We start from the raw sequence: 12,960 nt of genomic DNA on the forward strand, positions 1-12,960 counted from the left end.
TACCCCCCCGGGGGGGGGTTTACGCGGGCGGCCGCCCCCCCCCCCCCGGGCCGCCCGCCGGGCGGCCGGCGCCCGCCGGCGGCGGTCGGCCGCCGGCCGACTCCAGACCCGATCGGCGGGCGGGCCGGGGCTCATCCGCCCGCCCGTCGATCGACCAGGCTGCGACGCGCCCACCCTCACGGGGCACTTCGGTCGTGCACCCGGCGCGTCGCACCGGCTCCCTCCCTCACCGAGGGGAGCCCCTCGTACGTCGGAAGCGGGCGAGGGGAACGGCGGGGAGGGAGCCGCTCCCGGGCCGCCCGGGCCCATGCTTGACGAACCATCTGCCAGACCAGCCCGGAAGTGAGGCCCACGCCATGCCCGCCACCCCCCACCAGGGCCATGTGGTCGTAGCTCCCGACAAGTTCAAGGGCACCCTCGAAGGTGCCCAGGCCGCCGCCCGGATCGCCGCCGGCATCCGCCGCGCCGCGCCCGGCACCGAGGTGCGCGAACTGCCCGTCGCGGACGGGGGCGAAGGCACCCTGGCCGCAGCCCTCGCGGCCGGTTTCACCCGGGTCGCCGCCAAGGTGGCCGGCCCCACCGGTCTGCCGGTGGACGCCGCGCTCGCCGTGCGGGGCACCACCGCCGTGGTCGAGCTGGCGCAGGCCTCCGGGCTGGCCCGGCTCCCCGGCGGGCGGACCGCCCCGCTCGCGGCCGGCTCCTACGGCGTCGGCCAGCTGATCGCGAGGGCGGTCGCCCAGGGGGCCCGGCGGATCGTGCTCGGCCTCGGCGGCAGCGCCGGCACCGACGGCGGGGCGGGCATGCTCCAGGCGCTCGGGGTCTCGCTGCTCGACGCCGACGGCGCCGAGCTCCCGCCCGGCGGCGCCTCGCTGCGCCGGCTGGCCCGGATCGACCTCGGCACCTCGGCCCGCACCATGGAGGGCGTCGAGGTGGTCGTCGCCTGCGACGTGGACAACCCGCTGCTCGGCCCGCGCGGAGCCGCCGCCGTCTACGGCCCGCAGAAGGGCGCGGACGCCGATGACCTGCTGGTCCTGGAGGAAGGTCTGACCCGGTTCGCCGACCTGGTCGCCGCCACCGTCGGCCGCGACGTCCGGGAGGCCCCCGGCGCCGGGGCCGCGGGCGGGGTCGGCTTCGCCGCGCTGGCCGTGCTCGGCGCCACCATGCGACCCGGCATCGAGCTGCTGCTCGACCTGCTGGGTTTCGACGGGGCGGTGCGTGGGGCACGCCTCGTCGTCACCGGCGAGGGCTGCCTGGACGCGCAGACGCTCCACGGCAAGGCCCCCGCCGGCGTCGCCGCGGCGGCTGCCCGGGCGGGGGTTCGGGTGGCCGCCGTCGCGGGGCGGGTGGAGCTGTCGGAACGGGAGTGGCGGTCCGCCGGCTTCGTCGCGGCCTACGCGCTCAGCGAGTTGGGCGAGACCCCGGGCGAGGGCATGACCAGGGCCGGAGAGCTGGCCGAGGTCGCGGGCGAGCGGCTCGCCGCCGACTTCCTGCGCCGCTGAGCCGGCGCCGGTCGCGGGCCCGTACCGCCGTCCGCTCGTAGTTTCCTCCATTGACGTTTTGTTGAAGGCGGGCCTAGGCTCCGGGCCATCCTTCGGCGCACCCACTCGTACCAGCCATCCCCTCATCAGGCTTCGGAGGTTCCCCATGCCCATCAGCGAGACCGAGGTGATCCGCTCCCGCCGGGTGGTCCTGCCGGACGGCGAGCGCCCCGCGGACGTGCTGGTCCGGGACGGGAAGATCGAGCGGATCGCCCCCCACGGCACCCTCCCGGCCGACGGCCACCGGGTGACCGACCTCGGCGACACCGCTCTGCTCCCCGGCCTGGTCGACACCCACGTGCACGTCAACGAACCCGGCCGCACCGAGTGGGAGGGCTTCGCCACCGCCACCCGGGCCGCCGCCGCCGGCGGTGTCACCACGATCGTCGACATGCCGCTCAACTCGGTGCCCCCCACCACCACCCCCGCCGGGCTCGAGGCCAAGCGCAGCACCGCCGAGGGCCAGGCCTGGGTCGACCTCGGCTTCTGGGGCGGCGCCGTCCCCGACAACCTCGCCGACCTCGAACCCCTGCACCGGGCGGGCGTGTTCGGCTTCAAGTCCTTCCTGGCGCCCAGCGGCGTCGACGAGTTCCCGCACCTCGAAGCGGCCGGACTGGAAGCGGCGCTGGCCGAGCAGGCCCGGATCGGGGCGCTCGCCATCATCCACGCCGAGGACCCGGCCGTCCTGGCCGCCGCGCCCCAGCAGCCCGGCGTCCACTACCGGGACTTCCTCGCCTCCCGCCCCGACGGCGCGGAGACCGCCGCCGTCGCCCGACTGCTGGACGCGGCCCGCCGCACCGGCGCCCGGGTGCACGTCCTGCACGTGTCCTCGGCGGCCGTCCTGCCGCTGCTGCGCCGGGCCAGGGCGGACGGTGTCCAGGTCACGGCCGAGACCTGCCCGCACTACCTGACCCTCGCCGCCGAGCGGATACCGGACGGCGGGACCGCTTTCAAGTGCTGCCCGCCGATCCGCGACGAGGCCAACCGCGACGCGCTCTGGGAGGCCCTGGCGGCAGGGGAGTTCATCGCCGTCGTGTCCGACCACTCGCCCTCCACCCCGGACCTCAAGCTGCTGCCCGAGCACGGCGGCAGCGGCGACTTCGCGGCCGCCTGGGGCGGCATAGCCTCCCTCCAGCTCGGCCTGCCGGCGGTCTGGACCGAGGCCCGGCGGCGCGGCCGCACCCTGGCCGAGGTGGTCGGCTGGATGTCGGCCGGCCCGGCCCGGCTGGTCGGCCTCGACGGGCGCAAGGGCGCCATCGCGGTCGGCCACGACGCCGACCTGGTGGCCTTCGACCCCGACGCCGACTTCGCGGTCCACGCCGCCGAGTTGCACCACCGCAACCCCGTCACCCCGTACGCGGGCCGCACGCTCGCCGGCGCCGTGCGCACGACCTGGCTGCGCGGCCGGGTCGTCGACCCGGGCGGCGAACCGTTCGGCGTCCAGCTCACCCGCCCCAGCACCCCGTCCGAGGAGATCCAGTGACCACGGTCCCCGCCCAGAGCGCTCCCGCCACCGCCGGTACTCCTGGCGGGGCCGACGCCCCCGCCCGCGCGCCGTTCACCGAGCTGGTGAACCTCGCCTCCCGCGCCCTCGGCGCCGGTGTCGTCGCCACCAACGAGGACACCTTCGCGGACGCCGAGAACCTGCTGGTCGCCGCGCCCGCCGAGTTCCGTCCGCACACCTTCGGCCACAAGGGCCAGATCATGGACGGCTGGGAGTCCCGCCGCCGCCGCGGCGCGAGCGCCGGGCAGCCGCACCCCACCGACGAGGACCACGACTGGGCGGTGGTCCGGCTCGGCGCCGCCGGGGTGATCCGCGGACTGGTCGTCGACACCGCGCACTTCACCGGCAACTACCCGGAGAGCGCCTCGGTCGAGGCCGCCTCGATACCCGGTCACCCCTCGCCGGCCGAGGTCGCCGCGGCCGAGTGGGTGGAGGTCCTGCCGCGCACCCCGCTGCGGGGCGACACCGCCCACGCGTTCCCGGTCGACTCGGCGGCCCGGTTCACCCACGTCCGGCTCAACATCTTCCCCGACGGCGGGGTGGCCCGGCTCCGCGTGCACGGCGAGGTGCTGCCCGACCCGCGCGAACTGGACGGCCTCACCTTCGACCTGGCGGCCCAGGAGCACGGCGGTGTCGCCGAGGCCGCGTCCGACCGCTTCTACTCCTCCCCGCACAACCTGAACGCTCCCGGCCGCGCCTCCGTCATGGGCGAGGGCTGGGAGACCCGGCGTCGGCGCGACAAGGCCAACGACTGGGTGCGGATCGCCCTGGCCGGGGGCGGTGAGGCCCTGGCGGTCGAGGTGGACACCACCCACTTCGTCGCCAATGCCCCCGGCTGGGCCGACCTGGCCGGTTACGACGCCTCCGCCGGCGGGGACCCGGCGTCCGACGCGGACGGCTGGTTCCCCCTGCTGCCGCGCACCCGCCTCCAGCCCGATACCCGGCACCGGCTGCGGCTCGCCCCGGGCCGCCCGGTGACCCATGTGCGGATCGACGTCCACCCGGACGGCGGCCTCGCCCGCCTGCGGGTCACCGGCCGCCTCACCGAGGCGGGCCGCGCCGCCCTCGCCCTGCGCTGGTTCGACGCCGTCCCGGCCGCGGAGGCCGCGGCCGCGCTCACCGACGCCGGTCTGACCGCCGCCGAGGCCGCCGAACTCACCGCCGCCCGTCCGCTCGGCGGGCCGGTCGCGGCCCGGGCCGCCGTCGCCGGGCTCAGCCCGTCCGACGGGCCCGACGGCGAGCACTCCTCCCGTCGCCGCTCGGCCGCCTGGCGACTGCTCGGCATCTGAGCATCCGGGCATCCGGGCAGCCGAGCAGCCTGGCCGGCCGGCGCCGGGCACCGGCTCCGGCGGCGCCGCGCCGGTCCTGATGCCGCGTCACATCCCTCTCCGCGCAAGACCCTTATCGACACCGAAGGACCCGTCATGCCCAAGATCCTGACCACGGAGTCCGGCGCCCCGGTCGCCGACAACCAGAACTCGGCCTCGGCCGGCGCGTACGGCCCGCTGCTGATCCAGGACCAGCAGCTGCTGGAGAAGCTCGCCCGGTTCAACCGCGAGCGCATCCCGGAGCGCGTCGTGCACGCCCGGGGCTCCGCCGCGTACGGCTACTTCGAGGTCACCGACGAGGTGTCGCAGTACACCCGTGCCGCGTTCCTCGGCGAGGTCGGCAAGCGCACCGAGCTGTTCCTGCGCTTCTCCACCGTCGCGGGCAACCTGGGCTCCAACGACGCCGTCCGCGACCCGCGCGGCTTCGCGGTCAAGTTCTACACCGAGGAGGGGAACTACGACCTCGTCGGCAACAACACCCCGGTCTTCTTCATCAAGGACCCGCTGAAGTTCCCGGACTTCATCCACTCGCAGAAGCGCGACCCGTTCACCGGTGTCCAGGAGGCCGACAACGTCTGGGACTTCTGGGCGCACTCGCCGGCCTCGACGCACCAGATCACCTGGCTGTTCGGCGACCGGGGCATCCCCGCCTCCTACCGGCACATGAACGGCTACGGCTCGCACACCTACCAGTGGGTCAACGCCCAGGGCGAGGCGTTCTGGGTGAAGTACCACTTCAAGACCAACCAGGGCATCCGCTCGCTGGACGCCGGGCAGGCCGCCGAGGCGGTCGGCGGCGACGCAGACAGCCACCAGCGCGACCTCCACCAGGCCATCGAGCGCGGGGTGTTCCCGACCTGGACGCTCTACGTGCAGCTGATGCCGGTCGCCGAGGCGGCGGACTACCGCTTCAACCCGTTCGACCTCACCAAGGTGTGGCCGCACGCCGACTACCCGCTGGTCAAGGTCGGCCGCCTGGTGCTCAACCGCAACCCGGAGAACGTCTTCGCCGAGGTCGAGCAGTCCGCGTTCTCCCCGAACAACTTCGTGCCCGGCATCGGCCCGTCCCCGGACAAGATGCTCCAGGGCCGGCTGTTCGCCTACGCCGACGCCCAGCGCTACCGCCTCGGTGTCAATCACACCCAGCTGCCGGTCAACGCGCCCCGCGCCACCGAGGCCGCCAACTACGGCCGCGACGGCCTCGGCGCGCTCAACCCGGCCGGGCGGGGCAGGAACTACGAGCCCAACTCCTACGACGGCCCGGCGCAGACCGACGCGGCGCTCGCCGCGCCGACCGAGCTGACCGGCTGGACGGGCACCTACACCACCCCGGCCCACACCAAGGACGACGACTTCTTCCAGGCCGGGGAGCTCTACCGGCTGATGTCGCAGGGCGAGAAGGGCCGCCTGATCGCCAACCTGGCCGGCGCGCTGGCCCAGGTCACCCGCGACGACATCGTGGAGAAGAACCTCGCCCACTTCCACGCGGCCGACGAGGAGTACGGCACCCGGCTGGAGGCCGCGGTGGCGAAGCTGCGGGCCGTCGACGAGTCCTGACCCCTCTTCCCGGGCGGCCGGCCCCGCACGCCGGCCGTCCCTCCGGGCCGGGCCGTTCCCCCGATGGCAGTCGGGGGAACGGCCCGGTCGCGCGTGCCCGCCGGTCCGCGCCGGGGCCGCCCCGCTTCCCCCGGTTCCAGCGGGCTCCGGGGCCGCGCGGGCGTGAACGGGCGCAGGGCGGGGCATATGCCAGTCAAGCGATTCACCGTGTCCGCCCGAATATTCCACGAGGGGGAGATGGTGGCGGCGGGCGGTGGATAGGGTGGACCCTACCCGCGGGTCACCTGGCGGGTGGAGATCGGAAGGGGACGACATGTCGACACCAGCCCCGGGCCGTCACGCCGTACCGGAGCAGGGAGCGCCCGGTCCGTTCACCTCGCTGCGACACGCCCTCAGACTGCTGGAGGCGGTCGACCGGCACCCCGGTGGCGCCACCCTGGTGACCCTCGCCCGCGAGACCTCGCTGGGCCTCCCGACGGTCCGCCGGCTCGCCGAGATCCTGGAGGTGGAGGGCTATCTCGACTGCCAGGACGGCGGCTGGGTGATCGGCGGCACCTTCGCCCTGCTGGGCCAGCACAACCGCGAGCAGCTGGTGCGCGCCCGGATGGACCGCAAACTCGACGAGCTGCGCGAGGAACTGGGCGCGGCGGTGTACTTCTCCCGTTATCACGACGGGGAGTTGTCGGTGGTGGCGGTCTCGGCCTCCGACCTGGCGCCGGCGGTGCAGGAGTGGGTGGACTTCCGGGCCACCGCGCACGCCAGCGCGATCGGCAAGTGCCTGCTCGGCCAGCTCGACCACGACGGCCGGCGGGACCACCTGTCCCGCCACCCGGTCGCCCGGCTGACCTCCAGGACGGTCACCGACGCCGACCAGTTGATGCACCGGCTGGAGCGGCAGCCCGCCACCGTACCGGTGCTGGACATCCAGGAGTACGCCGTCGGCACGGTCTGCGCGGCCGTCCCGGTGACCGCCGGCAGCACGGTCGGCTGCCTGGCCACCTCGATGCCGGTCGGCGACGCGCACCGGCTGAAGGCGGCCGCCGAACTGCTGGCCGCCCGCGCCGCGCCGCTGATGCTGGCGATGGCGGTCTGACCCGCCGTACGCCCACGGGACCCCGCTCCGGCGGGGTCTTCGCGTTTCCGTGTTTCCCGGTGGTCCGCCCGGTGCACATCACTTATTAGACTCGATGTCGATAAGCCGTGCCGAAACCCTTGTGGCGCGGGCTACCCGCGAGTACGTTTTGCCGGGTCGAGCCGCCACCCGCAGGTCAGGAGGGCCCTCCCATGCCCAGCACCACCCCCGTCCCCGCCCTCGCCGCGCCCGCCGCCCGAGTGCACCAGAGCCTCGTCCTGGAACCCCGCGACGTCCGCTTCGACTGGGCCGCGCTGCCGCTGCACTGGATCCCCGACGAGCCGATGGCCACCCACGTCATCAACGTGCTGCACCTGCTGCTCCCCGAGGGCGAGCGCTGGTTCGTGAAGGTGTTCAAGGACGCCCTCCCGCTGATCCGCGACGAGCAGCTCCGCGAGGAGGTCCTCGGATTCATCGGCCAGGAGGCCATCCACGCCGAGGCGCACCAGGAGGTCCTGGACCACCTGCTCGGCCAGGGCCTCGACCCGCGGCCGTACGTCCGGCAGGTCTCCTGGCTGTTCCAGCGCGTCCTCGGCGACAAGCCCGGCCTGAGCCCGGCCCGGCAGCGCGAGAACCTCATCGAACGGGTCGCCTTCGTCGCCGCGATCGAGCACTTCACCGCCTTCCTCGGGAACTGGGCGCTCAACTCCCCGGGCCTGGACCGCGCCCAGGCCGACCCGACGATGCTCGACCTGCTGCGCTGGCACGGCGCCGAGGAGGTCGAGCACCGCAGCGTCGCCTTCGACCTGATGGTCCACCTCGACCCCGGCTACGCCCGCCGGATCCGCGGCATGCTCGTCTCCGGCCCGCTGCTGGTCCACCTCTGGGTGCGCGGCGCCCGGTTCCTGCTGGCGGCCGACCCGACCCTCGACGGGCGGCTCAGGCCCACCTGGCGCGAGACCGGCCGGATCGCCAGGCGCGGCCTGCTGCCCGACCCGGTCCGGTCGATCCGCTCCGGCCTGCGCTACCTGCGGCCCGGCTACCACCCCACCCAGGAGGGCTCCTCCAGCCAGGCCCTCGGCTACCTCGCGACCTCCCCGGCCGCCCGCGCCGCCGCCGGGCGGTGACCCCGGGGCGCCGCCCGGCCCTCCGCCGCCCGGCTATCAACCCCCATATTCACACTCTGCCCCCCCCCCCCCCCCCCCGGGGCCCCCCCCCCCGGGGCCCCCCCCCCCCCCCGCCCCCCGGCCCCCCCCCCGCGGGCGCCCGCCACCGGAACCGAGGACCCCGCCGGATGGACCTGAGCACCCCGCCCCCCGATCTCTACGGCCGCCCGCGCGCCGACACCTTCTTCCGCTTCCTCACCGCCTTCGGCGACCGCTACAGCCCCGCCCTCGGCAGCCCGCTGCTGCGGCGCAACCCGCGCCGCCCCCACAGCCGCCCCACCGAGGCCCTGCAACTGGTCGTCACCGCCCGCCGCCCGGTCGCCGCCGACGTCGTCGAACTCACCCTCGCCGACCCCTCCGGCGGCCCGCTGCCCGGCTGGCAGCCCGGCGCCCACCTGCGCCTCACCCTCCCGTCCGGCCGCGAGCGCCACTACTCGCTCTGCGGCGACCCGGCCGACCCGGCCGAACGGTCCGGCTACCGCATCGCCGTCCGCCGCCTGCCCGACGGCGGCGGCGGCTCGACGGAGATCCACGACACCCTCCACCCCGGCACCCGGCTCGCCGCCCGCCGCCCGCGCAACGGCTTCGCCTTCTGCGCCGAACCGGCCGTCCTGTTCCTGGCCGGAGGCATCGGCATCACCCCCCTGCTCCCGATGGTCCGCGAGGCCCGGCGCAACGGTCTGGACTGGCACCTCGTCCACACCGGCCGCAGCGCCGACACCCTCCCGTTCGCCGCCGAGCTGCGCGAGCTCGACCCGGCCCGGGTCCACCGGCGCACCGACGACGAGCACGGCGGCCCGCCCACCGGCGCCGAACTCCTCGCGCACGCCCCGCGCGGGGCCGCCGTCTACTGCTGCGGCCCGGCCCCGATGCTCACCGCCGTCCAGCGGGCCCTGGACACCTCGCCCGCCGCCTCCCTGCACTTCGAGCGGTTCGGCGCGGCCCCGGTCACCGACGGCGAGCCGTTCACGGTGCGGCTCGGCGCCGACGGCCCCGAACTGCCCGTCCCCGCCGCCCGCTCCGCCCTGGACGTGCTCCGCGACGCCCGCCCCGACCTCCCGTACTCCTGCAAGCAGGGCTTCTGCGGCACCTGCGAGGTCCGGCTGCTGGCCGGTGCCCCCGACCACCGCGACCGCCGCCTCACCCCCGAACGGCGCGCCGACGGCGCCCTGCTGCCCTGCGTCTCCCGCGCCGCCGCGGGCGAGACCCTCGTACTCGACCTCTAGAGCCCGCTCAAGGACCAGAAGGAGCCCCCGCCGTGCCGAGCACTCCCGCCTTCCCGTTCACCGAGCGCGACCTCGACCGCTTCCGGGAGACCCAGCAGCTCGCCTACGACTGCGCCGAGCAGGTCGCCGCCTGGATCGAACCCGGCGTCACCGAGCGCCAGGCGACCGCCCAGCTGCGCCGCCGGCTGGTCGCCGCCGGCGTGCAGGACTTCTTCCACATCCCGTTCGCCTGGTTCGGGGACCGGACGGCGTTCCGCCGGTTCCACACCCCGCTGCAGTTCTTCGCCGGCAACCGCCGCCTCGAGGAGGGCATGCCGTACGTGCTGGACTGCGCCCCCGTCGTGGACGGCTACACCGCCGACATCGGCTACGGCGGCAAGGTCGGCGAGAACCGCGTCTGGGACCGCCTCGCCGCCGACCTGCGGGTCTACCGCGAGCTGATCCTCGCCGAGGTCCGCGCCCGCAAGCCGCTCGCCGAGGTGTACGCGGCCGTCGACGCCCAGATCGAGGCGCACGGCTACGACAACCGCCACCGGGTCTACCCCGGCCGGGTGATCGGGCACCAGGTCACCCGGACGACGGCCCGCGGCCCGGCCGGGGTGAACGTGTTCGGCTTCGGCGTGCGGACCCTCCAGACGCTCGGCCGCGAGCTCATCAGCGAGCGCCTGCACGGCCGTTCCCCGCTCTGGGCGGACGGCCGCTCCTCCCGGCACGCGCCCACGCCCGGCCTGTGGGCGGTCGAGCCGCACATCGGCTTCCGGGAGGTCGGCATCAAGTTCGAGGAACTGCTGGTGGTGACCGAGGACGACGCCTACTGGCTCGACGACGACCTCCCGCACGTCCGCCGCTGGGCCGGTGCCGACACCGCCATCGCCACCACCACCGCCCCCGAGGGAGTCGCCCGATGAGCACCAGTGCCACCAGCGCCACCAGCGCCGTCCGCCCCCGCACCGTCCGCTCCGGCGGCCTCCCGCTCGCGGTCTTCGAACAGGGCGACCCGGACACACCCACCGTGCTGCTGGTCCACGGCTACCCCGACACCCACGCGGTCTGGGACGACGTCGCCGCCGACCTCGCCCGTGACCACCACGTGGTCCGCTACGACGTGCGCGGCGCCGGCGCCTCCGGCGTCCCCGCCGACCGCACCGGCTACCGCCTGGAGCAGCTCGCCGCCGACCTGTTCGCCGTCGCCGACGCCGTCAGCCCGGACCGCCCGGTGCACGTGGTCGCCCACGACTGGGGCTCGCTGCAGTCCTGGGAGGCCGTCACCGCCCCCGGCGCCGAGCGCCGCCTCGCCTCCTACACCACGATGTCCGGCCCCTGCCTCGACCACATGGGCTTCTGGCTGCGCGAGCGCCTGCGCCGCCCCACCCCGCGCCACCTGCGGCAACTGCTCGCCCAGGGCGCCCACTCCTGGTACATCACCGCCTTCCACCTGCCCTTCCTCGCCCCCGGCGTCTGGCGGCTCGGCCTGGCCCGCGCCTGGCCCCGGGTCCTGCGCGACCTGGAGGGCGTCACCCCGCGCGCCGACCACCCGCAGCCCAGCCTGCGGCGCGACGCGGTGCGCGGCATCGAGCTCTACCGCGCCAACATGCGGCCCGCGCTGCGCCACCCGCGCGAGCGTCCCACCGAGGTGCCGGTCCAGCTGATCACCCTCACCGAGGACCACTACGTCGGCACCTACCTCTCCGAGGGCCTGGAGCGCTGGGTGCCCAGGCTGACCCGCCGGACCCTGCGCGCCACCCACTGGTCCGCACTGCTGGAGAAGGGAACCACCGTGGCCGGACTGGTCCGTGAGCACGTCGCCCGCACCGCGGCCGGGGCGCAGGCCGCTCCGGCCGGCACCCCCGACGACGGCCGGCTCGTCGTCGTCACCGGGGGCGGCAGCGGCATCGGCCGGGCCACCGCGCTCGCCTTCGCCGCCGAGGGCGCCCGGGTGGTGGTCTGCGACCTCGACCTCGACGCGGCCCGCCGCACCGCCGAACTCGCCGCCCTGATCGGCCCGCAGGCCCACGCCTACCGGGTCGACGTCAGCGACGGCGCCGCCGTCGACGCCTTCGCCGAACAGGTCGCCGCCGAGCACGGCGTGCCCGACGTGCTCGTCAACAACGCCGGCATCGGCCACTCCGGCACCTTCCTGGAGACCACCGAGAAGGAGTGGCAGCGGGTCCTGGACGTCAACCTCTGGGGCGTCATCCACGGCTGCCGCGCCTTCGGCACCCTGATGACCGACCGGGGCGAGGGCGGACACATCGTCAACCTCTCCTCCGCCGCCGCGTACCTGCCCTCCAAGGCCCTCACCGCCTACGCCACCAGCAAGGCCGCGGTCTTCATGCTCTCGGACTGCCTGCGCGCCGAACTCGCCGGCCACGGCATCGGCGTCTCCACCGTCTGCCCGGGCCTGGTCAACACCAACATCACCCGGACCTCCACCTTCTCCGCCACCACCGCCGACGAACAGGCCGCCAAGCAGGCCCGCGCCGCCCGCCTCTACGCCCGCCGCGGCTTCCCGCCGGAGAAGGTCGCCACCGCGATCCTCGCCGCCGTCCGCACCGGCCGCCCGATCGTCCCCGTCACCCCCGAGGCCAAGGCCGCCCGCTTCCTCAGCCGCCTCGCCCCCGGCCTCCTCCGCCTGGCGGCACGGCTGAACGTCACCTGAACCGGCTCACGGGCCTTTGATATCGGATAGGCTCGGATTTGATATCGCAGGCCCGTGCCGATCCGGGAGGTCCGCCGTGACTCGAACCGTGATAGACGTCAATGACGCACTGCTGGCCGAGGCGGCCGAGATCTTCGGAACGACGAGCAAGGTCGCCACTGTCAACGCCGCCCTTGCGGACGCCGTCAAGCGACGCAAGGGCAGGGAGTTCCTCGACTGGCTGGCCGACGGCGGACTGCCAGGTCTGACCGGGCCGGTGGACAGGGATGAGTGAGCGCTTCCTGATCGACAAGTCGGCCTTCGCCCGCTACCCGAAGCCTGTGGTCCGCTCGGTGGTCGACCGCTTGTTCACCGCGGGGCGGCTCGCGCTCTGCGGTGCCGTCGAACTCGAAATCATGCACAGCGCCAGGTCGAAGAGCGATGCCGACCGGATTCGGGAAGGGCTGCGCGGGTTCGACTGGCTGACCACGCCGGACGAGGTCTGGGACCGGGCGGTGGAAGTTCAGGCATTGCTGACTGCCGTCGGCAACTGGCGGGCCCTCTCGGTGGCGGACTTGGTCATTGCCGCAACGGCCGAGCGTCACGGTGCGACCGTCCTGCACTACGACGGCGACTACGACATGATCGCGGCCGTGACGGGTCAGCCGACCCGCTGGGTCGTCCCGGCCGGATCGGCCGACTGAGGCGGAGGCGGGTCCTTCCTGTCGACCGGCCGGTGGGTGGAGCTGAAGAACGGCTCGTCCCGGACCCGCCGGGACATCGCGGCGAGATGCACACCCTCCCTGATGATCTCCGCGGCCGGGATCCCCTCCCGGGCCGCCGCCTCCTTGATCACTGCCAGATCCCCGGCCTCGACATGGACGGACACGCGCTCGAGAGCCATGCGCTCATTGTGCCGCCGCCGCCGTAC

Annotated in this window: 11 protein-coding genes and 1 pseudogene; 11 read left to right on the top strand and 1 reads right to left on the bottom strand. The window is 74.9% G+C overall.

What is annotated here, in order from left to right:
* The first annotated feature begins 356 nt into the window (after window positions 1-356).
* The 11 genes and pseudogenes from ACIPYS_RS39765 (at window position 357) to ACIPYS_RS39815 (ending at window position 12,733) form a co-directional block, all read left to right on the top strand.
* The gene (locus ACIPYS_RS39765) at window positions 357-1,499 is read left to right on the top strand and encodes a glycerate kinase (protein ID WP_400755477.1); all 1,143 of its coding nucleotides are present in this window, start codon (window positions 357-359) and stop codon (window positions 1,497-1,499) included.
* A gap of 145 nt (window positions 1,500-1,644) precedes the next feature.
* Window positions 1,645-3,021: an allantoinase AllB gene (gene allB, locus ACIPYS_RS39770; protein WP_173862020.1), complete on the top strand. Its 1,377-nt coding sequence runs from the start codon at window positions 1,645-1,647 to the stop codon at window positions 3,019-3,021.
* Window positions 3,018-4,118 (top strand): annotated as a pseudogene (alc, locus tag ACIPYS_RS39775) (allantoicase); the annotation flags it as partial. The gene allB and the pseudogene alc, both read left to right, overlap by 4 nt.
* A 348-nt stretch (window positions 4,119-4,466) precedes the next feature.
* Window positions 4,467-5,927 (top strand): catalase, encoded by a 1,461-nt coding sequence (locus tag ACIPYS_RS39780; protein WP_093859574.1) that lies wholly within the window; start codon window positions 4,467-4,469, stop codon window positions 5,925-5,927.
* A 313-nt stretch (window positions 5,928-6,240) separates the two neighbouring features.
* Window positions 6,241-7,020 carry an IclR family transcriptional regulator gene (locus tag ACIPYS_RS39785; RefSeq protein ID WP_266273481.1) on the top strand — a complete coding sequence of 260 codons (780 nt, stop codon included), beginning with the start codon at window positions 6,241-6,243 and terminating at the stop codon, window positions 7,018-7,020.
* Between the two features lie 191 nt (window positions 7,021-7,211).
* Window positions 7,212-8,126 carry a metal-dependent hydrolase gene (locus tag ACIPYS_RS39790; protein WP_400755480.1) on the top strand — a complete coding sequence of 305 codons (915 nt, stop codon included), beginning with the start codon at window positions 7,212-7,214 and terminating at the stop codon, window positions 8,124-8,126.
* 167 nt (window positions 8,127-8,293) lie between these two features.
* The gene (locus ACIPYS_RS39795) at window positions 8,294-9,391 is read left to right on the top strand and encodes a PDR/VanB family oxidoreductase (protein WP_400755482.1); all 1,098 of its coding nucleotides are present in this window, start codon (window positions 8,294-8,296) and stop codon (window positions 9,389-9,391) included.
* Between the two features lie 32 nt (window positions 9,392-9,423).
* Window positions 9,424-10,299, top strand: a complete 876-nt coding sequence (locus tag ACIPYS_RS39800) for a M24 family metallopeptidase (protein ID WP_400755484.1) — start codon at window positions 9,424-9,426, stop codon at window positions 10,297-10,299.
* The gene (locus ACIPYS_RS39805) at window positions 10,296-12,050 is read left to right on the top strand and encodes an SDR family oxidoreductase (protein ID WP_400755485.1); all 1,755 of its coding nucleotides are present in this window, start codon (window positions 10,296-10,298) and stop codon (window positions 12,048-12,050) included. The genes ACIPYS_RS39800 and ACIPYS_RS39805 overlap by 4 nt, the downstream gene beginning before the upstream one ends.
* Window positions 12,051-12,138: 88 nt before the next feature.
* Window positions 12,139-12,324, top strand: coding sequence for a type II toxin-antitoxin system VapB family antitoxin (locus ACIPYS_RS39810; protein ID WP_360020924.1), 186 nt, complete (start codon window positions 12,139-12,141; stop codon window positions 12,322-12,324).
* Window positions 12,317-12,733, top strand: a complete 417-nt coding sequence (locus ACIPYS_RS39815; protein WP_400755487.1) for a PIN domain nuclease — start codon at window positions 12,317-12,319, stop codon at window positions 12,731-12,733. The genes ACIPYS_RS39810 and ACIPYS_RS39815 overlap by 8 nt, the downstream gene beginning before the upstream one ends.
* Here ACIPYS_RS39815 and ACIPYS_RS39820 read toward each other — a convergent pair.
* The gene (locus ACIPYS_RS39820; protein ID WP_400755489.1) at window positions 12,691-12,933 is read right to left on the bottom strand and encodes a ribbon-helix-helix protein, CopG family; all 243 of its coding nucleotides are present in this window, start codon (window positions 12,931-12,933) and stop codon (window positions 12,691-12,693) included. The genes ACIPYS_RS39815 and ACIPYS_RS39820 overlap by 43 nt on opposite strands.
* Window positions 12,934-12,960 lie beyond the last annotated feature (27 nt).

The organism is Kitasatospora sp. NPDC089913 (genome assembly GCF_044748625.1).
Classification (GTDB): Bacteria; Actinomycetota; Actinomycetes; order Streptomycetales; family Streptomycetaceae; genus Kitasatospora.

Bases quoted from the DNA above. Each gene is read 5' to 3' on its own strand.
- ACIPYS_RS39765 (WP_400755477.1), top strand. From the start codon at position 357: ATGCCCGCCACCCCCCACCAGGGCCATGTGGTCGTAGCTCCCGACAAG.
- ACIPYS_RS39820 (WP_400755489.1), bottom strand. From the start codon at position 12,933: ATGGCTCTCGAGCGCGTGTCCGTCCATGTCGAGGCCGGGGATCTGGCA.
- ACIPYS_RS39805 (WP_400755485.1), top strand. From the start codon at position 10,296: ATGAGCACCAGTGCCACCAGCGCCACCAGCGCCGTCCGCCCCCGCACC.
- ACIPYS_RS39785 (WP_266273481.1), top strand. From the start codon at position 6,241: ATGTCGACACCAGCCCCGGGCCGTCACGCCGTACCGGAGCAGGGAGCG.
- ACIPYS_RS39815 (WP_400755487.1), top strand. From the start codon at position 12,317: ATGAGTGAGCGCTTCCTGATCGACAAGTCGGCCTTCGCCCGCTACCCG.
- ACIPYS_RS39795 (WP_400755482.1), top strand. From the start codon at position 8,294: ATGGACCTGAGCACCCCGCCCCCCGATCTCTACGGCCGCCCGCGCGCC.
- ACIPYS_RS39790 (WP_400755480.1), top strand. From the start codon at position 7,212: ATGCCCAGCACCACCCCCGTCCCCGCCCTCGCCGCGCCCGCCGCCCGA.
- allB (WP_173862020.1), top strand. From the start codon at position 1,645: ATGCCCATCAGCGAGACCGAGGTGATCCGCTCCCGCCGGGTGGTCCTG.
- ACIPYS_RS39780 (WP_093859574.1), top strand. From the start codon at position 4,467: ATGCCCAAGATCCTGACCACGGAGTCCGGCGCCCCGGTCGCCGACAAC.